Source organism: Haloglomus irregulare (assembly GCF_007421925.1).
In the GTDB taxonomy this organism is placed as follows: domain Archaea; phylum Halobacteriota; class Halobacteria; order Halobacteriales; family Haloarculaceae; genus Haloglomus; species Haloglomus irregulare.
Window position 1 is genome coordinate 300829 of sequence record NZ_QMDX01000001.1, and the last position, 24193, is coordinate 325021.

At 68.8% G+C, this 24193-nt stretch carries 22 protein-coding genes; 8 read left to right on the plus strand and 14 right to left on the minus strand.

Annotated features, from left to right (window positions below; genetic code table 11):
• The 3 genes from DP107_RS01680 to DP107_RS01690 all read right to left on the minus strand — a co-directional run bounded on the left by DP107_RS01680 (window position 1) and on the right by DP107_RS01690 (window position 4786).
• A complete protein-coding gene (locus DP107_RS01680) occupies window positions 1-1242 on the minus strand; it encodes an RNA-guided endonuclease InsQ/TnpB family protein (RefSeq protein ID WP_144260395.1) in 1242 nt (413 codons plus the stop codon).
• Between the two features lie 309 nt (window positions 1243-1551).
• A complete protein-coding gene (locus DP107_RS01685; protein ID WP_144260396.1) occupies window positions 1552-3747 on the minus strand; it encodes an ATP-dependent DNA helicase in 2196 nt (731 codons plus the stop codon).
• A 91-nt stretch (window positions 3748-3838) separates the two neighbouring features.
• Window positions 3839-4786: a cation diffusion facilitator family transporter gene (locus DP107_RS01690; RefSeq protein ID WP_144260397.1), complete on the minus strand. Its 948-nt coding sequence runs from the start codon at window positions 4784-4786 to the stop codon at window positions 3839-3841.
• A gap of 227 nt (window positions 4787-5013) precedes the next feature.
• Between DP107_RS01690 and DP107_RS01695 the strand changes: the two genes are divergently transcribed.
• A complete protein-coding gene (locus DP107_RS01695; protein WP_144260398.1) occupies window positions 5014-5538 on the plus strand; it encodes a metallophosphoesterase in 525 nt (174 codons plus the stop codon).
• A 163-nt stretch (window positions 5539-5701) separates the two neighbouring features.
• Here the strand turns inward: DP107_RS01695 and DP107_RS01700 are convergent, their stop codons facing one another.
• Window positions 5702-6619: an ArsR/SmtB family transcription factor gene (locus DP107_RS01700; protein WP_144260399.1), complete on the minus strand. Its 918-nt coding sequence runs from the start codon at window positions 6617-6619 to the stop codon at window positions 5702-5704.
• 128 nt (window positions 6620-6747) lie between these two features.
• Between DP107_RS01700 and DP107_RS21035 the strand changes: the two genes are divergently transcribed.
• Window positions 6748-6882, plus strand: coding sequence for a DUF7859 family protein (locus tag DP107_RS21035; RefSeq protein ID WP_272949812.1), 135 nt, complete (start codon window positions 6748-6750; stop codon window positions 6880-6882).
• An 18-nt stretch (window positions 6883-6900) separates the two neighbouring features.
• On the opposite strand, the gene DP107_RS01705 is transcribed toward DP107_RS21035, so the two are convergent.
• The 3 genes from DP107_RS01705 to sufU form a co-directional block, all read right to left on the minus strand.
• The gene (locus tag DP107_RS01705) at window positions 6901-7806 is read right to left on the minus strand and encodes a ketopantoate reductase family protein (RefSeq protein WP_144260400.1); all 906 of its coding nucleotides are present in this window, start codon (window positions 7804-7806) and stop codon (window positions 6901-6903) included.
• A gap of 69 nt (window positions 7807-7875) precedes the next feature.
• Window positions 7876-8175: a DUF7130 family rubredoxin-like protein gene (locus tag DP107_RS01710; protein ID WP_144260401.1), complete on the minus strand. Its 300-nt coding sequence runs from the start codon at window positions 8173-8175 to the stop codon at window positions 7876-7878.
• Between the two features lie 82 nt (window positions 8176-8257).
• Window positions 8258-8674 (minus strand): Fe-S cluster assembly sulfur transfer protein SufU, encoded by a 417-nt coding sequence (gene sufU, locus DP107_RS01715; RefSeq protein ID WP_144260402.1) that lies wholly within the window; start codon window positions 8672-8674, stop codon window positions 8258-8260.
• A gap of 232 nt (window positions 8675-8906) precedes the next feature.
• Here sufU and DP107_RS01720 point away from each other — a divergent pair, with 232 nt between their 5' ends.
• Entirely contained in the window at window positions 8907-10241 is a 1335-nt protein-coding gene (locus tag DP107_RS01720) for an ATP-binding protein (protein ID WP_144260403.1), read from the plus strand.
• A 71-nt stretch (window positions 10242-10312) separates the two neighbouring features.
• On the plus strand, window positions 10313-11134 hold the full coding sequence (locus DP107_RS01725; RefSeq protein WP_144260404.1) for an MBL fold metallo-hydrolase: 822 nt from the start codon (window positions 10313-10315) through the stop codon (window positions 11132-11134).
• A 1120-nt stretch (window positions 11135-12254) separates the two neighbouring features.
• On the opposite strand, the gene DP107_RS19735 is transcribed toward DP107_RS01725, so the two are convergent.
• Entirely contained in the window at window positions 12255-12560 is a 306-nt protein-coding gene (locus tag DP107_RS19735) for a hypothetical protein (RefSeq protein ID WP_185977127.1), read from the minus strand.
• Between the two features lie 483 nt (window positions 12561-13043).
• A complete protein-coding gene (locus DP107_RS01730; protein ID WP_144260405.1) occupies window positions 13044-14219 on the minus strand; it encodes a 3-dehydroquinate synthase II in 1176 nt (391 codons plus the stop codon).
• A 552-nt stretch (window positions 14220-14771) separates the two neighbouring features.
• On the opposite strand from DP107_RS01730, the gene DP107_RS01735 reads away from it, so the two are divergent.
• Window positions 14772-15896, plus strand: a complete 1125-nt coding sequence (locus DP107_RS01735; protein ID WP_144260406.1) for an NADH:flavin oxidoreductase/NADH oxidase — start codon at window positions 14772-14774, stop codon at window positions 15894-15896.
• Window positions 15897-16085: 189 nt separating this feature from the next.
• Here DP107_RS01735 and pth2 read toward each other — a convergent pair whose 3' ends face one another.
• The 4 genes from pth2 to DP107_RS01755 are packed head-to-tail and all read right to left on the minus strand — an operon-like array spanning window position 16086 to window position 20768.
• Entirely contained in the window at window positions 16086-16424 is a 339-nt protein-coding gene (pth2, locus tag DP107_RS01740; RefSeq protein ID WP_144260407.1) for a peptidyl-tRNA hydrolase Pth2, read from the minus strand.
• Window positions 16425-16473: 49 nt separating this feature from the next.
• Window positions 16474-18555 carry a type II secretion system F family protein gene (locus tag DP107_RS01745; protein WP_144260408.1) on the minus strand — a complete coding sequence of 694 codons (2082 nt, stop codon included), beginning with the start codon at window positions 18553-18555 and terminating at the stop codon, window positions 16474-16476.
• Window positions 18552-20411, minus strand: a complete 1860-nt coding sequence (locus DP107_RS01750) for an ATPase, T2SS/T4P/T4SS family (RefSeq protein WP_144260409.1) — start codon at window positions 20409-20411, stop codon at window positions 18552-18554. Before DP107_RS01750 ends, DP107_RS01745 begins: the two co-directional genes overlap by 4 nt.
• Window positions 20412-20462: 51 nt before the next feature.
• Window positions 20463-20768, minus strand: a complete 306-nt coding sequence (locus tag DP107_RS01755; protein WP_144260410.1) for a hypothetical protein — start codon at window positions 20766-20768, stop codon at window positions 20463-20465.
• 190 nt (window positions 20769-20958) lie between these two features.
• Here DP107_RS01755 and dcd point away from each other — a divergent pair, with 190 nt between their 5' ends.
• From dcd to DP107_RS01770, 3 genes are read left to right on the plus strand one after another with little or no spacing between them, the layout of a single operon-like run.
• The gene (gene dcd, locus DP107_RS01760) at window positions 20959-21546 is read left to right on the plus strand and encodes a dCTP deaminase (protein ID WP_144260411.1); all 588 of its coding nucleotides are present in this window, start codon (window positions 20959-20961) and stop codon (window positions 21544-21546) included.
• Between the two features lie 3 nt (window positions 21547-21549).
• A complete protein-coding gene (locus DP107_RS01765; protein ID WP_144260412.1) occupies window positions 21550-22500 on the plus strand; it encodes a thiamine-phosphate synthase family protein in 951 nt (316 codons plus the stop codon).
• Window positions 22497-23177 carry a class I SAM-dependent methyltransferase gene (locus DP107_RS01770; RefSeq protein ID WP_144260413.1) on the plus strand — a complete coding sequence of 227 codons (681 nt, stop codon included), beginning with the start codon at window positions 22497-22499 and terminating at the stop codon, window positions 23175-23177. Before DP107_RS01765 ends, DP107_RS01770 begins: the two co-directional genes overlap by 4 nt.
• Window positions 23178-23189: 12 nt before the next feature.
• Here the strand turns inward: DP107_RS01770 and DP107_RS01775 are convergent, their stop codons facing one another.
• Window positions 23190-24152: a thiazole biosynthesis protein gene (locus DP107_RS01775; RefSeq protein WP_144260414.1), complete on the minus strand. Its 963-nt coding sequence runs from the start codon at window positions 24150-24152 to the stop codon at window positions 23190-23192.
• Window positions 24153-24193 lie beyond the last annotated feature (41 nt).

Consider the following 24193-nt stretch of genomic DNA (forward strand, 5'->3'; position numbering starts at 1 on the left):
TCAAGCCCCGAGGCTTCCTGTTTCTATGACGTGACTTGCAGACACGGATTCAAACTGAGTCGTGTCCGTAGCGGTCACAGTCTCCACAGGCGTATCTTCGGGCCATCCCAGCCCTAACTCGTCAAACCCACGTTGCAACACGTTCATCGCCGCATTCGCATCCCTATCCGTCTCGAACCCACAACTCGGACAGGAGTGTTCCCGCACCCAGATGGGCTTCGCTGTCTCCACGCCACAGGAAGCGCACTCTTTGGTTGTGCCTTGTGCTTCGACCTGCACGACGTGACAGCCGTACAAGTCGGCTTTATATTCGAGCAGGGTGATGAACTGTCGCCACGCCGCATCCTGCTTGTTTCGAGCGCTGTACGACTGTTCGAGCATCCCCTTCACGTCTAAGTCTTCTACGAATACGGCGTCGTACTCGCGGACGAGCCCCGTCGTAATCTTGTGCTGGTAGTCCAGCACTTTCCGCTTGATGTGACGCTTGACCTTCGCCACTTCATCACGTTGTTTCTCCCAGTTAGCAGAACCGTGTTCTTTCCGTGAGAGGTTGCGTTGTTCACGCTGAAGACGTTCATACTCATCCTCAAGATCGAGCCAGTCTACCGTCTGACCGTCCGACGTGTGGATGTAGTTCTGGATACCGAGGTCAACCCCAACGCTGTTACTTGCGTCCAACGAACCAACGTCAGGTTTCTCAGGCAGACCAGCGTCGTCGGCTTCAAGACCGAAAGAGACGAACCACTCGCCGGTCGTCTCCTTTTTGAACGTGACTTCGTTGATGATGGCGTGGTCGGGAATCGGGCGGTGGTACCGGATTTTCACCCAGCCGATTTTGCTGAAGCGAACGTAAGCGAACCTGTCGTGGCCCCTCTTTTCATCGAGGTCGAAACCACTCTGGTTGTACGTCACGCTTCGGTAGTCGGTGGGTACTTGCCGTTTGAGGCGACCGATATCGTATCCTTTCTCTTTCTTTTTCCGAAGGTTTGAGACGTTGCGGTGGAAGCGTGCGACGGTGGCTTGTGCGGCTTTCGAGTGCAGCTCACCGAACACCGACCACCGCCGTTTCCACTCGGGGAGTTTGTTGTTCTGGTCGTACTCGCTGGGTTTGTCGTCTTCTGGGGCTTGTTCGTAGTCCCAGCGGACGTGGTTGTACAGTTGGCGATGAACGTCAAGATGGTGTTCCAGTCGCTCCCCTACCTTTCCTGATGGGTAGGCACGGTAGCGGTGACTGTATTCCATCGCTATCACTTGATTACCGATGTATCCACATAATAGGTTGTGTCGCTGCGGGTCGGCTTCATCCCCGAGCTCAAGCCCCAGAGTTTTCGTCTTGTCCGTTAATAAGACCCGGGCCCGGCGACCCGGAGGACGGGCTCGCGCAGTCGGAACCGTTGGACGCTGGCGGTCCCCGGGCGGACGTTCGGGGCCGAGGGGTCGTCCCCCCGAAGGTGGACCGTTCCGGGCGGGTGACGTTCGACCGTCGCCCGTGGTAGCGCGGATGTCATCTGAGACGCGGCCGCCGGATCCGGAGGGGCGGCCCCCGGGCGCTCACGGCTCCGGCGGCGCCCCGTCGTACGCATCTAGCTCCTGATAGAAGTTCAGCATCGCGAACTTCAACTTCTCCGGGGCCACGTCCACCATCTCCCGACGCTCCTCCTCTGGGAACGTGTCATGGACGGAGTACTGGCCCAGGTCGTCGGCCCTGCTGCGGGCGTATCGCTCGTCGATCAGCGCCCGGACCCCGAAGTCATCGGGCGAGCGAACCACGCGGCCCAGGGCCTGCCGGGTCTTCCGGACGGTGGGGACCTCGACGGCGTATCGCCAGCCCTGGTCCTCGCTGCCGAACGCGCCGGCGAAGGCGTCCTCGACGGCCCCCATCCGGTCGTCCAGATGCGGGTACGGGACCCCCACGACGAGGACGGTGCGGGCGTCGTCGCCGTCGTAGCTCACCCCCTCCGCGAGCGTCCCCCACAGCGACGTGAACAGCACGCCGTCGTCGCCGTCGGTGAACGTCTCGCGGAGGTCCTCGGCGCGCTCGCCCGGCCTGTCGAGGTACGGCGTCGCGGCCGTGCCGACGCGGTCGTAGTAGCGCTCGGCCTCCGCGTAGGAGGGGCAGAAGACGAGCGTGTTGCCCGGTGTGAACCGGACGGCGTCCTCGATGGTGTCGGCGACCGTCGACTGGGTGTCGGGGTCGTCGCGCTCGCTGGCGAACAGCGCCGGCGACGTGACCGCGAAGGTCCGCCGGCGCTCCTCCGGGAACTGCAGTCCGTGGGTCATCGTCACGGGGTCGTCGAGTCCGAGCACCTCCCGCTGGACGTCGAACGGGCGCAGTGTCGCGCTCATCAGGACGGAGGCGTGGAGGTCGTCGAACAGCGGCTCGGTCACCTGCCGGGGGATGCAGGTGTACAGCTCCGCGCGACCCCGGAGGCCCGAGTCGGTCCGGCGGACGCTGACGACCGGGTACTGCCCGGGCTCGGCCGAGCCGTCCATCCAGTCCGCGATGAAGCCGGCCGCCCCCAGCGTCTGGCACTCCTTGCGCGTCGTCGTCTCGCCCTCCTTGTACGCCTCCTGGTACGCCTGGTCAAGCGTCTTCGCCAGGTTGAGCGCGTGGTCGAGGTCCTGCTCGTAGCCGGGGCCCTCGTACCGCCGCAGGAACGCCATCGTCAGGTCGTCCCGGCCGGTCTCGGCGTCGATCGAGAGGTCCGTCCAGTCGTCGTCGAGGGAGCGGGCGCCGGAGCCCATCCCGGCCTCGTACGTCTCGACCAGGGCGTCGTGGAACGCCCGGACGACGCGCGTGGCGGCCTCGACGCGGAAGTCGTCCGTCTCGTCGAGTTCGTCCAGCGCGCTCGACAGCGTCACCTCGTTGCAGGTGCGGGTGGCGTGGTCGCGGGCGGCCTCCTCGATGTTGTGGGCCTCGTCGAACACCGCGACGATGTCCTCGGGGTCCCGGCCAAGCCAGCGGAAGAACTGCTCGCGGATGGTCGGGTCAAGCAGGTGGTGGTAGTTGCAGACGACGAGTTCGACCCCCTCGACGCCGTCCTTGAGCAGTTCGTAGCCACAGAAGCCGGCCTCGTGAGCCGCCTGATATATCTCGTCGGGCGTGCGGACGCCCGCGAACAGCCAGTCGTAGAAGTCGCTCGTGTCAGCCGTGAGGTTGCGCTGGTAGCGCTCGCAGACGTTGGCGTCCGCCCGGACCGTCTCCAGCGCGTCCTCGGCGCTCCCCAACTCGTCCAGCACGGCCGCGCGGGCCTCGGCCACGTCGCCGCCATCCGGCGTCTCCGGGCCGTCGTCCGCATCGCTCCGGGCCGCGGCCTCGCGCAGTTCGGCCGCCTGCCGTTCCAGCGCGGCCACCTCCTCGGCCTGGTCGACCACCTCGCGGGTCGCGTCCCGGAGCGCCTGGCACTCCTGGTAGTCGACGTCGATGTGACACATCGACCCCTTGCCGCGGAAGACGACCGACCGGATGGCCTCGCTGGCGTTGATGGCCCGGGCCTCCTGGATGAACTGGCGGGTCTGCTGGTGGACGTTGGTCGTGATGACGACCGTCTTGTCGGCGGCCCGAGCGTACTCCAGCGCCGGCGCCAGCGCCGCCAGCGTCTTGCCGGTTCCGCAGGCGCCCTCGAACAGCACGTCCCGCTCGGTCACCAGGGCCTCGCGGATGGTCTCCATCGCGTCGCGCTGGTGGTCGTACGGCTGGTCGTACGGGAAGAAGCGCAGGTAGCCCGGGGCGTCACTCGTCGCCACGCAGTCCGGTAGTTCGCTCCCGGACAAAAGGGTTCGCCGAGCCGGGTGGAAGTGGTCGGGGGCTCTCAAGCGGGACGGCCGGTCGAATGACTCAGGTCTCCGGCTCGATGTACACCTTCCGGACGCCCGGGCGGTGGGCCTTGATAGCGTCCTCGATAGCGGTGATGGTCTCGTCCATCGCGCCCGTGTCGAGGTCGGGGGTGAGGGCGATATCCGCCGTGACGACCACGTTCTCCGTGCCGAAGAACACGGTCCGGAAGTCGACTACCTCGTCGACCCCCTCCCAGTCGGCGACGATCCGCCGGAGCTCGGCCTCGTCCTCCCTCGGCAGCGACTCGCCCAGCAGCAGCCGCTTGTTCTCCCAGGCCAGCGCGACGGCGAAGCCCATCAGCATGACGCCGATGAGCGCGGCCGAGACGGCGTCGTAGATGCCGTTGCCCGTCACTCGCGAGAGGAAGACGCCGAGGAGGGCGATGCCGGCGCCGGCCATGGCGATGGTGTCCTCGGTGAGCGCGGTGAGGACGGTCACGTCCGAGGTCTTCTTGAACGCCTCGCGGATGCCGTTCCACTCGTTCTCGTCGATCTGCCGGCTCATGTTCGCCCACGCCTTCTTCAGCGCGTACGCCTCGAACACGATGGCGCCGATGAGTACGGCGTAGTTGACGAAGACGGCCTCGAAGGTGATATCCAGTATCGGGAGGGTGGCGGTGCCCTCCCCCGGCGGGTGCGGGTCGAGGATGGCGTTGTAGCCGTGTTTCAGGCTCTCCCACCCGGCGATGCCGAACAGGAAGACGCTGACGAGAAAGGAGTAGAAGAACTGCGCCTTCCCGTAGCCGAAGGGATGCTCCCGGTTCCGGTCCTTCCCACTGTAGCGGATGCCGACGAGCAGGAACACCTGGTTGCCCGTATCGGAGATGGAGTGGTACGTCTCCGAGAGCATCGCCGCGCTCCCAGTCAGGAGGAAGCCGATGAACTTCAGGAGCGCGATGAGACCGTTGGCGACGAGGGCCGCGATGACGACGGATTTGCTGCTGGCCATCGGTTACGAGGGCCGTGGCCCGACGTCGACAGATGCCTTGCCGTCCGAGGGGGGTCACCACCAGCCCGGGCGAGTCGTGTCATCGTCGAGGTCCGACGGACGGGTCCGTCATGCCGACACAGTACTGGCTGGCCCGTCACGTTCGACCCGTTACGGGATGGCCCGGTGAGGACCGCGCCCGCGACGCCTCCGGCGGGAGTTTAGTGTCGGGCGGGCGAACACCGAGTGTGCTCACCATCGTCTCCGACACGCACGGGACCGACAGCACCCGGCTGGAGGGTCGCACCGCGACCGCCGTCGCGGAGGCCGAGGTCGTGGTCCACGCGGGCGACCTCACGACCGAGGCCGTGCTCGACGGGTTCCACGACGCGGCGCGGCGGCTCCACGCCGTCCACGGCAACCGCGACGACCCCGGCGTCGTCGACCGGCTGCCCGCCCGGCGGGTCTGCGAGTTCGGCGGCGTCCGGTTCGTCGTCGTCCACGGCCACGACCACAGCGAGCAGGCGCTCTCGCTGGCGGCACGCGAGGCCGGCGCGGACGGCGTCGTCGTGGGCCACTCCCACCGGCCGACGGTCCGGCGACTCGGCGAGGTGACGCTATGTAACCCGGGGAGCCACGCGGATCCACGGCAGTTCCGGCCGGGACATATCGAGCTGGAACGGGCCGATGAAGACGAGGAGCTGACCGGGCGACTGGTCGAACCGGACGGCACGCTCGTCGAGCGGTTCACCGTCGGCGGCTCGGAGGACTGATCCGACAGCGGGGATGGAGGGTGCACCGAACGGGAAGCAGGGCGTGGGCGTCGGCGTGGAGGGCCGAAGCGTTCGGCGCGATTACGGGTATGGCGGGGGATATAAAATAGCCGCCGGAGGCTCAAAGAGACGTTTCACCCACGAGACGGTCGCTCATGGCCGTTCACCGGTAGGTGAGGACGAGCGCGACGCCGAGCACGACCGCGCCGCCGAGAAAGAAGACCAGCCCGGGCGGGAGTCCCAGCGCCGGGTCGGCCCCGCCCGTCTCGGCGGTCATCCGGGCCGCCTCCGTGGCGGTGTCGGCGACCGGTGTCGATGTCGGCGTGGCGCCAGCGGCCCCGTCGGCGACCGCCTCGGTCGCCTCGGGCGCCGGCGTGTCGGTCGCCGGCTCGGCGGCGGTCGGCTGGGGAGTCGCCGTCGCGGTCGACTCCTCGCCGAAGATACCCACGTCGTCGCCGCCGCCGCTCGTCTCCGGTGCCGGCGTCCCCGTCCGGGTTTCCACCGGCGTCTCCGTCGGGGTCGTCGCCCGCGTCTCCGTCGGGGTCGCCGTCGCGGCGGCGTCGCCGTCGGCACCCGCGCCGCCGCCGGCGTCGCCGCCACCCCCCGCACCGCTCGTCCCGCCGAACAGGGGTGCGGCGAGCCGGCGGACCCCCCGGCCGAACACCTCCTGGATGGCGATGGCGCCGAACAGGAGCGCGGCGAGCCCGCCGACCAGCCGCCGGAGCGCCGCCCTGATGCCGGAGGCCTGCTCGTCGCGGCCGGCGAAGATGACCAGCGGCTTGTCGGCCGGTGCGTAGACGTCCATCTCGCGGCCCTTCTCCGAGTAGGCGGTCCCGACGACCTCGATGGCGCCGGCCTCGGAGAGTCGTTCGAGGTGGTACTGGGCGTTCTGCAGCGTCGTGTCGACCTGGTTCGCGAGCCGGGAGGGCGGCAGGGGCTCCTCGTGGAGGGCGGAGAGCATCTGCCGGGCGGTGTCCGAGGAGAGGGCCTGCATCAGGTCGTCGGCTTCCTCGCTGTCGAGGCCGACCACGCGCGGGTCGTCCTCGACGGACACCTCCGGGCTGGAGGGCAGGAGGCTCATCGGCCTTCACAACCGGTCCGGCGCGCATCAATCTTGTGTGCCCGACGGGGTGGTTCCCGCGGTAACGGTCCGCGTGCGGCCCGGGAGGTGCCGAAACGCCTTTGCGCGACGCCCCTGCATCCGACGGTATGGTTCAGGTGGACCCGGTACTGGTCGGCATCGTCGCCGTGCTCCTGTTCATCGTGCTGTTCCTCTTCCTGCTGTTCCGCCGCACGATGAAGGGGTTCACCGACGGCCTCCGCGAGGGACAGCGCCGCGACTAACCGAGGAACACGCCGCGGTCAGCGCAGGTCGCGCTCACGCTCCCAGGCCCGTAACAGGTCCGCCAGCGTCCGTAGCGTCGGGGTCGGCACGCCGAGATCGTCCCCCCGATCGACCGCGCTCCCGAGGATGGCGTCGACCTCCGTCCGCCGGTCGGCGAGCACGTCCTGCTGCATCGAGGAGGTGTTAGCGGCGGTGGCCTCGGCGACCCGCTCGACGGCCGCCGTCGCCTCGCCGTCCGAGAGGTCGACGCCCGACGCGCGGGCGACCCGGGCCACCTCGCGGGCGGCCCGGCGGGCGACGGCGTTGCCGGGGCCGGCCAGCAGCGCGCCGTTCTCGGCCCGCGCGAGCGCCGTCGGGGCGTTGATGCCGGCGTTGACGGCCAGCTTCTCCCACAGCCGCCGGGGCATGTCGGCCGCCACGGTCGTCTCGATGCCGGCCTCGTCGAAGGCCGTGCCCACCCGGTCGGCCGCCGCCGAGGGGCCGCCTCGCCGTGCACCTATAACGGTTCTGCCCACGCCCGTACAGCGGACGACCCCCGGTTCGGGCGTCATCGCGCCATAGGTGCAGGTCCCGGCCAGCACCGCGGCGCCGATGTGCCCGGCCAGCGTCGTCTCGTTGTCGAGCCCGTTCGAGAGCGACAGCACGGTGTCGAGGTCGACGCCGGCCGCGGCGAGGTCGCGGGCCGCGGCCTCGGTGTCGAAGGCCTTCGTCGTCACCAGCGCACAGTCGAACCGCCCGCCCGGTACGTCGGTCCGTGCCGCCGGCCGGACGTGGCTCTCGACGGCCCCGTCGACGGCGAGCCCGGACTCCCGAACTGCCCCTACGTGCGGGTCGCGGCCGACGAGCGTCACCGCGTGCTCGCGAGCCAGCAGCCCCCCGAGGAGGCTCCCGAGCGACCCCGCACCTATGACGAGGAACTCCATACCGGCCGGTCGACGCTCGCGAGTATATGGGTGTCGTCGCGGGCGCGGTCACGAGCGCCCGCGACGGCCTCAGTCCTGCGCCCAGTAGTAGAGCTCCTCCTCCGGGGCGCCACAGGCCGGGCACTCCTCGGGCATCTCGTCGAGCCCCCCGATCTCGCCGCACTCCCAGCAACGCCAGTGGAGCTCCTTGTGGCCCGAGCGCGCACCTGCTTCGTGGTCGGTCGACATCGACGCCACGCCCTCGGCAGTGGCGACGTAGAAGCCGTGCTTGTCGAGCCCGCGGACCTGTCCGAGCTCGTTCCCGTCCGCGTCGTACACCGTCCGCCCGATGCTCACCTGTCGGTCGGCACTGGATCCGGGACTGGACATGGCCAGTGGTATGCTACGACGTAGCACGGTATAAGTTCCCGGCGAGGGGTGGTAGTGGTCCGACGGCCGGGGGCCGGCCCGCTCAGTCCTCGATGGTCGTCTCCTCGAGGTCCTTCTCGCCGAGATGGATCGCGGCGCCGTCCTGGGCCACCTTCTCGGCGAGGACGGCACATTTGACCCGCATCGGGTTGACATCGATACCCAGCAGCTCGAAGATATCGTCGCGGTCCATCTCCCGGATCTCCGCCAGGGTTCGCCCGTGGAGGTCCTGCGAGAGCATGCTGGCGGAGGCCTGCGAGATGGCACAGCCGTCCCCGACGAAGGAGACCTGCTCGATCGTCTCGTCGTCGTCCTGAAGCTTCACGTACATCTTGACGGTATCGCCGCACATCGGGTTCTCCCCGACGTGTTCGAAGGAAGCGTCCTCGATCTCCCCGTAGTTGCGGGGGTTCTTGTAGTGGTCGAGGATCTGCTGGCGATACATATCTCGGCCGCTCATTGGTAGATGTACGTAGTTGTCTCCGGCGCAAAAGGCTTGGCTTCACCGCGACCACGCGGGTACGGGATTCCGGTTACGCCCCGGCCTCGCGTGGTGTCCGTCGGTCGGGCCCGGGGGGTCGTCGCCGTCACCGTCACCCGCCGGGTTGCGGGTCGCCGTCTGAACGGGCGGTCACCGCGAACGTCTCCCGTCTCGAACGGCTTATGTCGCTTCCGCCCGAACCTTCCCGGGAATGAGCAGCCCAGAGCTCGATGTCGTCGAGTTCCTCCTCACCGCGGCCGTCTACACCGATAACCGGGACCTCGACGAGCGGGACCTGCCTCCACGCTACCGGCGGGTCTTCTGGTCGGAGGGGGAGGTCGAGCGACCGCTGGCGACGACCGGCAACACCACCGCCGCCGCGACCGGTATCGACCGGCCGTGGGAGGCCGTCTCGGGACTGATGTTCACCGAGCGCGACGACTTCTCCGGCTCCATCGACCTGACCGACCGGGAGATGGCGCAGTCGTGGTACACCCAGCGCGTCGACGCCGACCGCATCCAGGGGAACCCGACCCTGGCATCGCACTTCGAGGCCGGGATGGATGGAGTCGACTACCAGTCCGCCCGGGAGACGAACCGCCCGGTCCACGCCGACCGGGTGTGGATCGATTCCCTGCTGGACGAGATGTTCGACGAGGACGACGAGGAGATGCTCGACCTCGTGGACGTGAAGGCCCCCGAAGAGGTCGAGATCACGATGGACGACCTCGTCCTCACGCAGGACCAGGAGGACGAGATCCACAAGGTCGTCAAGGCCATCGAACACCGGGACTACCTCGCGGAGATCGGCCTTCGAGAGATCGGGAAGCTCCTGTTCGTCGGGCCGCCGGGGACCGGGAAGACGAGCGTCGCGCGGGCGCTGGCCCGGGAGCTCGACCTGCCGTTCGTCGAGGTGAAGCTCTCGATGATCACCAGCCAGTACCTCGGCGAGACCGCCAAGAACGTCGACAAGACGTTCGAGGTGGCGAAGCGACTCTCCCCGTGCATCCTCTTCATGGACGAGTTCGATTTCGTCGCGAAGACGCGCTCCTCCGACGAGCACGCCGCCATCAAGCGCGCGGTCAATACGCTGCTGAAGAGCATCGACGAGGTCTCGCTCATCCAGGACGACGTGCTCCTCATCGGCGCGACCAACCACCCCGACCAGCTCGACGCAGCCGCGTGGCGCCGGTTCGACGAGATCGTCAACTTCCCGAAGCCCGACGCGGGGATGCGCGCGGACATCCTCGATGTGGTCACTCGGCGGATGGAGATCGACGACTTCGACCCGCACGAGGTGGCCGACCTCACGGAGGGCCTGACCGGCAGCGACCTCCGGCTCGTGATGCGGGAGGCCGTGCTGGACGCGCTGACCGAGGAGCGGACCACGCTCACGCAGGCCGACCTCCGGCGGGCCGTCGAGGGGTTCGAGGAGCGGGACAACCTGAAGAACATGGACATGATCGACGGGGAGGGGAGCATGATCGCCGGCGACGGCGGCGAGACGGGCGGCGGTCACGACCACGACCACGCACACGACGACTGACGGCGGCGCCTCCACGTCGCGGCTTCGGGGAGCGTCGGAGTCAAGCCCCTCGCGCCCGTCAGTGGTGGTAGATGGAGGTCACCCTGCTCGGCACCGGCGACACGACGGGCACGCCGACGCCGGACTGTTCGTGCGACACCTGCGAGGCGGCCCGCGAGCGCGGGGTAAAGCGGTCGCGCTTCTCCGTCCACGTCCACAACGAGCGGACCGACGAGTCCCTGCTCGTCGACGCCAGCCCGGACCTCCGCCACCAGTTCCTCGCCAACGACGTCCCGCTCCCCGACGAGGTGCTGATCAGCCACATCCACTTCGACCATCTCGACGGGCTGGGCAACGCCTACCGGCTCGTCTCGGACGTCCCGGTCCACGCCGCCGACGAGACGGACCCGGAGACCGGCGAGAGCGTCGTCGGGACGGTCGATCGGCGCTACGACTACCTCGACGCCGTGACCCCCGTCCCGCGGACGCCGTTCGAGCCGTTCGAGGCCTGCGGGCTGGAGCTGACCCTGGTCCCGGTCGACCACCCGCCACTGGTCTGCTACGGGCTCGCCATCGAGGACCCGGAGACGGGCGCGAAGCTCTCGCTGTCCGGCGACACGAACTACGGGGTGCCCGAGGACTCGCGCGAGGCGCTCCGGGACCCGGACCTGCTGCTGGCCGACGGTATCGTCCCCGAACACCTCTGCGAGTACCACCCGCTCGGCGGGAACCACGAGGTCGACGGGGAGTTCATGACCTTCGGCACGAAGCACATGACCTTCGAGGGCGCCCGCCGCCTCGGCCGGGACCTCGACGCCGACGAGACCCGCGTCGTCCACGTCTCCCACTTCGTCCCCGCGGAGGAGGCGTTCGTCGAACCGCTGGCCGTCGACGGGGAGCGCTACGTGCTGTGAGGCCCCCGGCGGCCGGGAGTGTACGTGTCCTGCCGCCGGCCTCGGACTCTAACTCGCAGATCCCGAGAACAGGTCCGGAACTGAGACCGCAAAACAGCCGACTGACCGGGAAGATACGGGTTCAGCTCTATTGAAACCCTCGGAGTCTGATAGTACTGGTCCGCAGGATATAGGGGTATGCAGCAGCTCTCGCTCGGGGGCTCTCTTGGGGAACCAGCCGTCTGGGTCGGCGCGAATAATCACCGATACACGCTGTTGAGACGATCCACAACGGCAGCTGTACCACGAACAGGACGGCTGCCGCTGGGGCTGCAGAAGTCCTCTGGGCGGTCGCTCTTGTCATCACGACGTTCACTATTCCTCCCTTCGCTGATATGGCGCTCGCATGGCGGATGCCCGCCGTATTCGTGGCCCTCGAAGGCGGGAACAGACTTTCGGACAACGTGAGCGGCTGAGCATATGCCAGAGAGTGTTCCCGAGAACGCAGGGCTGAACACGCGCGGTATATCCGTTACTCCGATAGCGACGACTCCCTCAGGAGTCGTTCGGGCGAGTGACCGACTTAGAGCGTCCATTCATACGAGACCGTCTCTGACATATGCTCGTATCGGGTGGCCACTAGCTGTCCGGATCAATCGATCATAGCTAGAACGGTAACTCCGACGATCGCAGAGAGGGTCCAGAGGACGGGCAGTGGAATATTACTTACCACCCCGTACGACTGGATCAGAATCCCTAGTCCGCCTCCGAGGACGACGAAGACGGGAAGGGACGCTTTCACTCGTCGTGGGTTGTTCCACGCCGCAAAATCTGTCGAAAGGAGACGGGACCGGAGCTTGGCACGTATGTCGGACACGTTCCGTGTGTTGTGAGTCATCCTCGGTTAAATCTTATACCAGGCAAGACGGCGTCCGAAGCGGTCCTCCACATAGACCGCGAAGACGGCCTTACAACCCGCCATCGCGACTGATTTCAGCTGTAGAAGTTGAGCGACTGGACACAGGTAGCGAACACAGCGATCTGGTCTGTTTCGGTCACCGTCTGACCCATCCGCCCGGGATCGATTCGTACTGATAACTACTGGTCAGTCCATCGGGTCTGGTGCTGCTCCTTGATCGGGCTACCAGACCAGCGCCGAACCGAGAAGCCCCGCAAAGGCCATCGTCTCGAACAGAGCAGTAGCGAGTAGCCAGCCGGGTGCTTGCTCCCCCCCACGATGTATCTCACCCTGCCGGGACGCGACTGCGATTCCGAGCATTACCAGGAATCCACCGAGCGCAACCATACAGAGAGACAGGATCCACGCCTTACTGGAGGGGAGACTGATGACCGGCTCACCGGTGACACCCGAGTACTGAACCATCGTCACAACTCCGAGGACCGCTAACGAATAGGCCACGACCACTGCTCGGGTAGGTCGCTCCATAGCTGAAGCCAGACGGGATGTATACTACTAGTTTTGCACTGACCGCTTCGCTGTCCGGCCCGTGACACCGCTGCTACGTTTGCGCCCTGTATGCAGCAGGACTCCTGAGGACCTATCACCGGTTCAGCGTTTCAACAGGAGTATAGCTTCCAATCGAGAGTGGATGCGCCGCGCGAGCGAAACGGGCGCGGGTCCATCGTCCGCATACCGCGCCGAAGGCGCGGTTTCACTGCTGCCGAGCGAGTGATGAGCCGGCCGAGGGCCGGCTCATCCGAGCGAGGCAGCAGCCTTTTTTCCGAACGTTTTTTGACAAGCGGTTCGCGCAGAGTGCCGTTCGGGAGAGCGAAGCTCTCCCGCAGCCTCTTGGAGAGCGGAGCTCTCCAACGGTCGGCGAATCCTCGATTCGCCTCGACAGCAGAATCTTCGATTCTGAGGACGGCGAGGCCGGCACACAAGCGAACCCGCAGCGCAAAAAAGCTCGTCTTATTGCTCGATGATGCTCTCCTCGACGGCCTCGCCGAAGTGTCGTGCCACGGGTTCGTAGCAGACCAGCACCTCGTCGCCCGCCTGCAGGTCCGTCACGGCCTTCCGGCCCTCGCTGGTGGCGACCTTGATCGTCTCGGCGTTCTGGAGCAGCGTCTCGATGACGTCCGTCCCGCCGTCACCCTCGACCTCGGCCTGGACCCGGAACATCGGGCGTTTCTCGATCTTCGAACGGCCGACGATGGTCTCGCGGGTGTTGCCGGCGGTGTCGACGATCTGGACCTCGTCGCCGCTCCGGAGCTCCGAGAGGTAGTTCGTCTCGCCGCCGGCCGTCCGGACGTAGGCATGGACGGCGCCCGCGTTCACCCGGAACGGCCGGCTGGCCACGTACGGCGAGTCGGCGGTCTCGGCGTGGACGAAGAACAGCCCCCGGCTCATCGAGCCGACCAGCATCCCCTCGTCGTGCTCCATCAGCGAGCCGGTGTCGACGCAGACCCGGTCGGCGCTGCCGACCTCCTCGACCGCGGTGACCGTCGCCGTGACGAGGTCCAGCGACTCGCGGTCGGTGGCGTCGCGGGCGTCGACGGTCCGGCGGATCTCGTCGGGGTCGTCCGTATCGAGCAGGACGGCGTCAGCGCCGAGTTCGAGCGTCTCGAACGCCGTGCGGGCCTCTTCGGCCGTCTGGACGCCCGCCACGAGGTCGGTCTCCTCGCCGATGCGGGCGATGAGGTTCTCCAGCGGGATGATCGACCAGTCCTCGCCCACGACGATGGTGTAGTCGGCGTCGCGGGCGGCCTCCTCCGCGAGTTCCTCGTAGCCCGGGCCCAGCACGCGGACGTACGAGCCGGCGGGACCCTCGGTCCGGCGGAGCGTCGTCAGGTCGGCGCTCCCCGAGAAGTCCGACGGCAGGTCGACCGTCCCATCGCCCTCACCGTGTTTCCCGACGATGACGGCGTCCGGTTCGGCCGCCTCCTCCTCGGCCTCGTCGATGACGTGGACGTCGTCGCCGGCGAAGGCGGCGACGTCGACCCGGCCGAGCTCCCGGACCTTCGCCACGTCCGCGCGGTCGACGAGGACCCAGTCGACGCCGGCCTCGAGGCCGGCAGTGATGCGGCGTTTGCGCTGCTCCCAGTCGCCGACCGTGTCGTCGGCCTTCAGCCAGACGGCGCGTGACATATGTCGGCGGGTCGACTGGCGGCGGTTTAACCGTGGCGGAAGGTGCAGTGCCAGGGTCCTACATCTGATAGTGATCGATTCTCCACCGCCAGCGACGCCGGAACCGTGTAGCAAGCCCCCGGCCGGCCCCTTCCATTCCCGCCCCGATTCATTGCCTCGGCTGGGCGCGAACCGAGCCAGCACGGTGTGTGCTCGTCCGCCCTTCGAGGTCGCGTCCACACCGTGCTGGCTCGGTGCGTGCGCTCTACCGTCCATCCCGCGTTCCTGGTGGAATCGAAGGGCGAGCGCTCTCGGCGAAGCACGCCGACGCAAGCACCGCAGCGACCGCAGGGAGCGAGGAGCGCAGCGAGGCGCGCGAGTCGAGAGCGCGAGGGCTTCGTAGATTGATCCGTTGTCACTGCCGTATATTCAATCGGGGCGCCCATCTGGCAGCTTGTTCCTCCAATACATATCGAAAACATCAAATTCCTACCTTATGGCCTCATCGTCCAAGTCATCGGCCGGGGCTGCCGGTTCCATCCTCCATTTCCCGTCCACCCCCGAAGGCGAGCCATGAGCGACGACACGACGGACCTGTTCAGCCCACTGGAACTCCGGGGCACGGCGGCCCGCAATCGGGTGATGGTGTCGCCGATGTGCCAGTACTCCTGCGACGGTGACGGCCTGGCGACCGACTGGCACCACGTCCACCTCGGGTCGCGGGCGGTCGGCGGCGCGGGCATCGTGATGGCCGAAGCGACGGCCGTCTCGCCCGAGGGCCGCATCACGCCCCACGACCTCGGCATCTGGTCGGACGAACACGGCGAGGCGCTCGCGGAGACGGCCGAGTTCATCGGCGACCACGGCGCACTCGCGGGCATCCAGCTCGCCCACGCCGGCCGGAAGGCCTCCACGGAGCGGCCGGCCGATGGCGGCGAGCCCATCCACGACGAGCGCGGCTGGACGACGGTCGCGCCGAGCGCGACCCCCTGGCCCCACGACGAGGACGCGGGCGGGCCCGTCCCCACGAAGCGGCTCTCGGTCGAGGACATCCAGGGCATCGTCGACGACTTCCGCGCCGCGGCCGAGCGCGCACTGGAGGCTGGCTTCGACATCGCCGAGGTCCACGGCGCGCACGGCTACCTGCTCCACGAGTTCTGCTCACCGGTGACCAACGGCCGCGAGGACGAGTACGGCGGCGGCTTCACCGGCCGCACCCGCATCGTCCGCGAGGCCACCCGCGCGGTGCGGGAGGTGTGGCCGGACGACAAGCCGGTGTTCGTCCGGCTGTCGGCGACGGACTGGCTGCCCGACAGGCACTCGTGGACCGTCGAGGACACGGCGCGGCTGGCGCCGCTGCTGGCCGATGACGGCGCGGACCTCATCGACGTGAGCGCGGGCGCCATCGACCCCGCACAGGAGGTCCCCGATACCGGGCCCCACTACCAGGTGCCGTACGCCGAGCGCGTCCGCGAGTCGCTCGCCGAGGCCGGCGCGGACTGCGCCGTCGGCACCGTCGGCGGCATCACCACGCCGGGGGGCGCCGACGAGGTGATCCGGAACGGGCGCGCCGACCTGACCATCATGGCCCGCGAGCACATCCGCGATCCGTACTTCACGCTCACCGCCGCGGAGGAACTCGGGGAACTCGACCGCGTCGAGGTGCCGCGCCAGTACTACCGGGGCTATCCCAACTGAGTCGGGGGGTACCGGCGTGCGATGGGGTTCGCCCAGCAGGCGGCGCCGCAGTGGCGTCGTCGGCGACGGACGAGGGGGAGTCGGTTATCGTTCTACTGCCGACGTTCCCCGATTACTCGGGGTACAATCAGCGTAAGCCGGACTTCTGCGGTAGGAACGGCTGTCCCCGACCGACCCCGACGGTCCGACTCAGAACAGCGACAGGTCTCCCGTCACCTTGTCCACGATGTTCTCGGGACCGGGGCCGACCGCGAGCGCGGTGACGGTGCCGGGCTCCAGCTGCGTGTGGCCGGCGTCCCGGACCAGCGAGTACGGGAGCCCCTCGCGCCGCGCGAGGTCGGCCAGCTCCTGGAGCTGCGATTCCGACTCCCCCTTCAGGACGATCTTCTTCCCGCCCTCGCCCTTCCACTCGCGCTGGGCCGTCGCGTCGGTATCCTCGTACGCCCGGAGCGAGGCGTGCGCGACCTGTGCGGCGAGTTTCCCCTGGCCCATCCCGATGTCCGTGCGGGCGACGATGGCCTGTTTCATACCCGGGTTGGGAGGGCGACCGGCTTAGGGCCGACGGCTCCCGGTCACCTCAGAGCACCACGAAGACGCCGAGCGCGATCAGCACGAGGGCGATGCTGTACTTCAGCCCCGTGAGCACCTGGTTGTCCGAGAGCTTCCCGGTGATGAGCCCGGTACCGATACCCTGGATGATGGCCGAGTGGAAGAACAGCGTCCGGTAGGCGGCCACGGCGTCCCCGGAGATGGAGACGGGCCCGGCGTCCCCCGAGACGAGGCCGCTCCCGGTGATCGGGCCGAGGAAGCTCTCGTTGATGATGACGATGACCGCCAGATAGACCAGGAAGCCGATGATGACGACGGCGGTGTACGAGGAGAGGGTCTGCTGGCGGTCGCGGGCGAGTCGGTAGCGGTGGCGAGTGTCCTCGGCCGCGATGTCCAGCACCCGGTGGAGGTCGCCGGTGGAGCGCGAGCCCTCGGCGAGTATCTTGCAGGTCCGGGTGAGCTGGGAGACCTGAAGCCGGTCGGCCAGCCCCAGCAGTGCCCGCTGGATGTCGTTGTTCCAGCGGATGTCGTTGCTGACCTGCCGGAGCTCCGTCGAGAGCCGCCCGGAGAGGTTCCGGGCGACGAGGTCCAGGCCCTCGGTGAGGCCGACTCCCATCTGGTTGGCGCTGGCGAGGATATCCAGCGCGTCGGGGAGCCGCTCGGCGATCTCCCGGTCGCGGCGCCGTGCGAGTTCGTGGAAGATCGACAGCGGGACCGCGACGGCGAGGAACGGCGCGATGACGAGCAGGGCCGTCGTCGACACCGGCTCGGCGATGAACGCCTCGGGCGTCGGCTCGGCCAGCCCGGTCGTCACGAGGGCGCCGATACCGAGGAGCGTCAGTGGGACGGTCAGCAGAAGCGTCGCGATGGGTTTCGCCCGGAACAGGGCGGTTGGATCGGCGAGCCGCTCCTGCAACCACTCCTTCCGACGGATGCGGCGGAACGTGTCGAAGTAGGGGTGGGCCTGCACGCCGCCGTCGGGGACGGCCGCCGAACGGTCGTCGAGCTGGAGCTCGTGGGAGGGCTGCTTGTACGGCTCCGAGAGCACGGAGATGGCGACGAGGAAGCCGGCCATCCCGAGCGGCACGACGACGTAGACGATGAGCGCGAGCGGGAGCGTGCCGACGTTGCCCAGCAGGCTCAACATCATCATCGTCACGACCACGAACAGCGGCGCCGCGACGAACGCGACGACGAAGATCTCCGAGAGCGTCGCCAGCGCGTCGAGGAACGACTGCTGCTCGGTCCGGGCCCGCTCCATGTACTTCTCGCTCTCGTCCTCGAGGAACGTCGTCAGCTCACCCCCCGAGTCAAGCACCGAGAGGAGGTCGTCGAAGAACTGTTCGAGGTTATCGCTCGGCGTGAGATTGCGGGCGTTCCGGATGGCGGTGAACAGGTCGTTCCCGAACACGTCCACGTCCCGCACGATCATGTCGAACTCGTTCGCGACCTCGCCGTAGGTGTTCTCGGCCTCGGCCATCCGCCGGAGCACCGCCGTCAGCCCCATCCCGCCGAAAGAGAGGGCGTACATGTAGACGATGGCGTGGGGCAGCGTCACGTCGAGTTTGCGCCGTCGGACATCGACGACCGCCGAGGGGTACCTGTACCCGACGACCCAGGCCATAGACCCCGACAGCACCCCGAGCGTGGTGACACTACCGACGGCCGCGACGACGACCCGGTTCTCGTAGACCGCCTGCGCGAACGCCGTCGGCACGAGCGCTGGGGCGTCGATGCTCGCGAACGCGCCCGTCTGCGCCAGGACGATGGCCAGCGTGAACCCCGTCAGCGCGCCGACGAGGCCGGTCCCCACCGCGTACGCCGCGATGCGCGTGAGGTAGACGTCGTAGGTGATGCCGAACCGAGCCTGGTTGAGCCGCTCCTGGAGCTTCCAGTGGCGGTCCGGGCGGGTCTTGAAATAGGCCCGGACCGGGCCGAACTTCTCCGTCAGGACCTGCTCCCGGACGCCCGTCCGGACGGCCGGGTCCGTCCCCGGGACGTACTGGTCGGATTCGTACTCCGGCACCGGCGGGCTCTCGGCCGTCCCGCCGTCGGGGGCCGTCGTGTCGGCGGTTCCCCCGTCCGTCGTGGGGTCGTCCCCCTCGGTCACGACGCATCACCCTCGTCGGCGTCGGTCACCTCGTCCTCGTCGGCATCCCCGGGCTCGTCCTCGGTCGCGGCCACCTCGCCGTCGGCCGGGTCCGTCCCGTCGTCCCCGTCGGCGTCCGTCGCCCCGGCCGGGTCGCTCTCGACGACGTCCGTCTCGACCGCCGCCGTCCCGTCGTCGGCTGGCTCCGCCTCGCCGGGGCCGACGGGGTCGAGTTCCTCCGGCATCTCGCCGAGTCCCTCCCCGGCCTCGAACTCCTCGGCGCTCCGCACGCCCGCGCCGTCGCCCACAGGGTCGGACTCGGTGGGCGTCGCCCAGGGGTCGGCCCCGGCCGGCCGGTCGACCTCCCCCGGCTCCGCACCGGGGACGGCCGGCTCCGGCTCGCCCAGTCCACGCCGACTGGCCTGGAGGTCACCCAGCCCGTCGCCGTCGCGGATGGCCTCCATGACCTGCTCCTGGTCGCTCATGAACGTGTGGATGACCCGGGCGACGTCCTCGTACCAGGTGATGTCGTTCTCGACGAGATACTCCAGCACCTCGACGCGGCGGTCCAGCTCGCGGTTGAGCTGGGCCTGGTCCCACCCGCGGTCGTCGGCGATGTCGTCGAGGACCCGGGAGTCGAACATCTCGTTGTAGTCGTCCTCGGCGGCGTTCCACTCGAAGACGTCGTGGACCGAGACGTCGTCGACCTCGCCGCGCGAGAGCAGCTCCGTCACGCGGGCGTTCCGGCGGACCCGCTCGTCGTCGATCATCACCTGCCGCTGGATGGAGACGATGTCGAGCTCCTTGACCATCTGCGTGGGGACCCCGAGCGGGTCGTTCTCCAGCCGGTTGATGACGCCCGTGACCGACTCGGAGTGGATGGTGGTGTAGGCGGTGTGGCCCGTGGCCATCGCCTGGAAGAAGGTCAGCGCCACGTTGGCCTCGGTCCGGATCTCCCCGACGAGGATATACTCCGGCCGCTGTCGCAGTGCGGTCTGGAGCTGCTCGTACATCGTCACCTCGCCGCGGCCCTCCTCGGTGACGGAGTCGCGGGTCAGCGACTGGACCCAGTTCTCGTGCGGGAGCGAGATCTCGCGGGTGTCCTCGATGGAGACGACCTTCGACTTCTTCGGGATGAAGAAGGAGACGGCGTTGAGAGAGGTCGTCTTCCCGGAGCCGGTACCGCCGGCGAACACCAGCGAGCGGTTGTTCTCGATGGCCAGCCAGAAGTAGGCCATCTGCTCGATGCTGAACGTCCCCCAGTTGATGAGGTCGACCGGCGTGTCGGGCACCGAGGAGAACTGGCGGATGGTGAAGTTCGGGCCTCGCGTTGCCACGTCGCCGCCGAACGTGAGCTGGACGCGGCTCCCGTCGGGGAGCGAGGCGTCGACCAGCGGGTTCGAGACGGAGATATGCTTGCCCGCCCGCTGGGCCATCCGCGTGACGAACGAGAGCAGTCCGTCCCGGTCGAACTCCACGTTCGTGTCCATGTCCCGGTGCTCCCGGTGGTAGACGAAGACGGGGACCCCGGCGCCGTCACAGGAGATGTCCTCGACGGCCTCGTCGCGCATGATGGGGTCGATACGCTCGTAGTCGACGAAGTCACGCTTGAGGTAGTACAGCAGCTTGTGGTGCGAGATCGGGTCGAGCGCGGCCGTATGCTCGTCCATCAGCTCCCGGGCGCGTGCCTCGAAGGTCTCGTCGAGCGCCTCGCCGTCAGCGACGTCCTGGTACATCAGGCTGTCCCGGAGCACCTTCGACAGTTCGTCGAGGACGAACGCCTCGTACTCGTCGAGCACCGGTTCGGTGACCCGGTAGCGGCGCTCGTTCGACCCCTGCTCCTCCAGGACGGAGACGTAGGCGAACGGTTCGTTCACCCAGTAGCGCTCGATCTCGTCGTGATACTGCAGATACGAGAAGTCGAGCAGTCACCGTCGGATGGCCTCCTCGTCGGGCGGCGGCAGGTCCTCGTCCTCGGTATCGTGGAAGTGGTCGAGCGCGTCGGCCAACACCGACGTGCGGGTCGGGTGGTCGCGGACGGCGTCCGGGACCGGCGGCGCGCTGGCGAGCGACTGCGGCGTCTCGGCGGCGGCCGACGACCCGACGCTCAGGCCATCGGCGAGATACGCCCGGACGCTGACCACCAGCCCGGCGACCCGCCCCATCACCGACTCGAACGTTCCCCTGTCACTGGCCCGTCCGCTACCACCGCGTGTGCTATCGTTACCCCCCATGTGCTACTCCCTAGCAGAAGCATCGTATAAAATGTTGTCACGCGGAACCGGGACGCAACGCCGTCAGTCATGGGGCAAGCCGCCCCATCTGGGTGGACGCCCCGGGTCGTCGCCGGCGGCGACCCCCGCTCGGCGGCCGCCGTTGCACCCGACCGGAACCCTTTCGTCGTCGTCGCTCCCGCCTCCGCCCGTGATACTCTCCGACGCCGACATCCTCCGACGCCTGGAGAGGGGGGACCTCGTCGTCGAGCCGCTCGACGACATCGACCTGCAGGTCCAGCCCGCGAGTGTGGACCTCCGGCTGGGACGGGAGTTCCTGGAGTTCCAGCGGACTAACATCCCCTGCATCCACCCCAACAGCGAGGCCGAGGTCAACGAGTACGTCCACGAGACCGTCGTCGAGGAGGGCGGCGAGTTCATCCTCCACCCCGGCGACTTCGTGCTCGGGACGACCCACGAGCGCGTCGAAATCCCCGACGACCTCATCGCGCACGTCGAGGGGCGCTCCTCGCTGGGACGGCTCGCGGTCGTGGTCCACGCGACAGCCGGGCTCTGCGACCCGGGCTACCGGGGGCAGATCACGCTCGAGCTCTCGAACCTCGGTAACGCGCCCGTCGCGCTCACGCCGGGTATGCGCATCTCGCAGCTCACGTTCACGGAGCTGACCTCGCCCGCCGACCGACCGTACGGCAGCGAGCGCGGCTCGAAGTACCAGGACCAGCAGGGCCCGCAGGCCTCGCGCATCGAGGGGGACCGCGAGTTCGGCGGGGACCAGTAGCAGATGAAGTTCATCGAGGAGGTCGTGGTCGAGGAGTTCCTCCCCACCTACCGGTCCCTGCTGGCTGCCGACCTCCGGGACCGGGGGTTGACCCAGAGCGAGGTGGCCGACCTGCTCGGAATCAGCCAGAGCGCCGTCTCGAAGTACGCCACCGGGGCCGTCGAGGTGAACGGCCGCGTGGCCGGGGACGAGCGGGTCCGCGAACTCGTCGCGGGGGTGGGGCAGGGGCTGGCGTCCGGGGAGCTCTCGCGGGTCGGCGCGCTGGCCGAGGCGGAGGTGCTGGTCCGACAGCTCGAGCAGGACGACCTGCTCGCGAAGCTCCACGAGGCGGCGTTCCCGCCGCTGGCGGAGTACGAGGGGGGCTTCGACGTGCACGACCCCGACTCCGGGCTCCGGGCGAGCGAGCGGGTACTCTCCTCGGTCCGACAGGGGCTGCGGACGCTGGAGGAGTCGCCGGCCTTCGCGGCGCTCGTGCCGGCCGTCGGCTCGAACCTGGTGGAGGCGCTGCCGGAGGCGACCCACGTGGAGGACGTGGCGGCGGTCCCGGGGCGCATCCTCGACGTGAAGGGCCGGGCGGCGGTCCCGGCTGACCCCGAGTTCGGCGTCTCCGTCTACGTCGCGAGCGTCCTGCTGGCGGCCCGGCGCGCCGGCCACGAGGCGCGGGCGGCCTGCAACGTCCGCTACACGCCCGCCATCGTCGAGGCGCTCGCGGGCCTCGGGCGCGACCCCGTCGAGTTCGACGCCGTCGGTGAGGCGGCGGGGGCCGGCGGGGCCGGACAGGGCGACGCGGACGACATCGACACCGCCGTCGCGGACGCGCTCGCTGGCGCCCCCGACGCCGACGTCCTCTACCAGACCGGCGGGTTCGGCGTCGAGCCCATCGTCTACGTGCTCGGTCCGGACGCGGCGACCGTCGCCGGGCGCGTCCGGGACCTCGCCGAGCACGTCCGATGAGTTCGGTCGCGGCGTTCTACGGCGACAACGCCGCGCTGTACGACCGCATCGCGACCCTCCCACCCGTCGGCCGATGGCGCGCCCGCGCCGTCGCGGCGCTCGACCTCGACCCGGGCGACACCGTCGTCGAGATGGGCTGCGGGACCGGCGCGAACCTCCCGTACCTCCGGACGGCTGTCGGTCCGTCGGGACGGGTCGTCGGGGTCGACCTGACGGGGCCGCTGCTGGAGCGGGCCCGCGACCGCATCGCCCGTGAGGGCTGGACGAACGTCCACGCCGTGCGGGGCGACGCCACGGTGCCGCCCGTCGCGGCCGCGGACGGGCTCCTGGCGACGTTCGTCGTCGGGCTCCTGGCGGACCCGGCGGCCGCCGTCGGGGACTGGTGCGACGTCGTGGCGGCGACCGGGGGCGGTCGGCTCGCACTCGTGGACGCCACGGCGAGCAGCCACCCCACCGGACGGCTGCTGAACCCGGCGTTCCGGGCGTTCGTCGCCGCCGGCGCACCCTCCTCGTCGCCCGGGGACGTGGTCCGGGCACTCGCGCCGGGGAGCGACCTCGACGCGCCGCTGCGCGAGCGTGTCGGGGCGTCGCGACGGGCGCTGGCCGCGCGGGCCACCGACCGGCGGTACGAGACGATGGGAGTGGGGTTCGTCGGGGTGCTGTCGGGGACCGTCTGAGCCGCCGCCGTCTCAGTCGTCGGCCGGCGTCGGCGTGGTCGACACCGCGGGCGCGTCGACGCCGAGTTCGTCGAGCGCGGCCTGGGCGGCGCGTTTGCCCGAGAGCAGCATCGCGCCGAACGTCGGGCCCATCCGCGGGAGCCCGTGGGCCGTCGCGACGGCCATCCCGCTCGCCACGAGGCCGGGGTGGACGACGCCGGTGTGCTCGACGACGGCGTCCTCGCTCTCGGCGACGTGCATCGAGTCGTGGCCCGGGGAGTCGTGGCCGGGGGCGCCGTAGGACCCGTCGTCCGTCCGGTCCATCCCCGTGGCCCGTTCCTCGGCGCTCGCGATACCCTCGGCGTCGAGGACGCCCCGCTCGTGGAGCTTCGACAGCGCGACCGCCTCGTGGCCCGTCGCGTCGATGACGAGGTCCGACTCGACGGCGACCGGGTCGACACAGGTGATCTCCCGCGGGAGCGCGTGGACCGGCGTCCAGTTCATCACGACGCCGCCGACGCGGTGGCCCTCGGCGGCGTCGGCCCCCCCAGTGGGTCCTTCCCGAACGACGAGGTCCGTGAACTCGGTCATGTTCTGGACGTTGACGCCGGCGTCGCAGGTGGCCTTGATGAGCCCCGAACACGCCTCCGGCCCGCCCGCGACGTGGAGCCCCTCGGCCTCGTCGCTCTCCTCGTGGTCGACGTCCAGCTCGTCGAGGACGCGGTCGGCCGGCTCGCGGATGGTCACCTTGTTCATCAGGAAGCCGCCGAGCCAGAAGCCGCCGCCGAGGTAGTTGTTCTTCTCCAGGAGCAGCACGTCGACGCCGCGCTCGGCCAGCTCCTTGCCCGCCATCAGTCCGGAGGGGCCGCCGCCGACGATGATGACGTCGGACTCGGTGAACTCCATGAACTCCTCGTGCCACTCGCCCGCGATGGCCCGGGTCACCTGTGCCTCGCTCGCGTCGGTGAAGCCGTCGAACTCAGCCGTGTTCTGCATACCACCAGATTGTATTCACGAGTGGTAAATAGTCGTTGGGG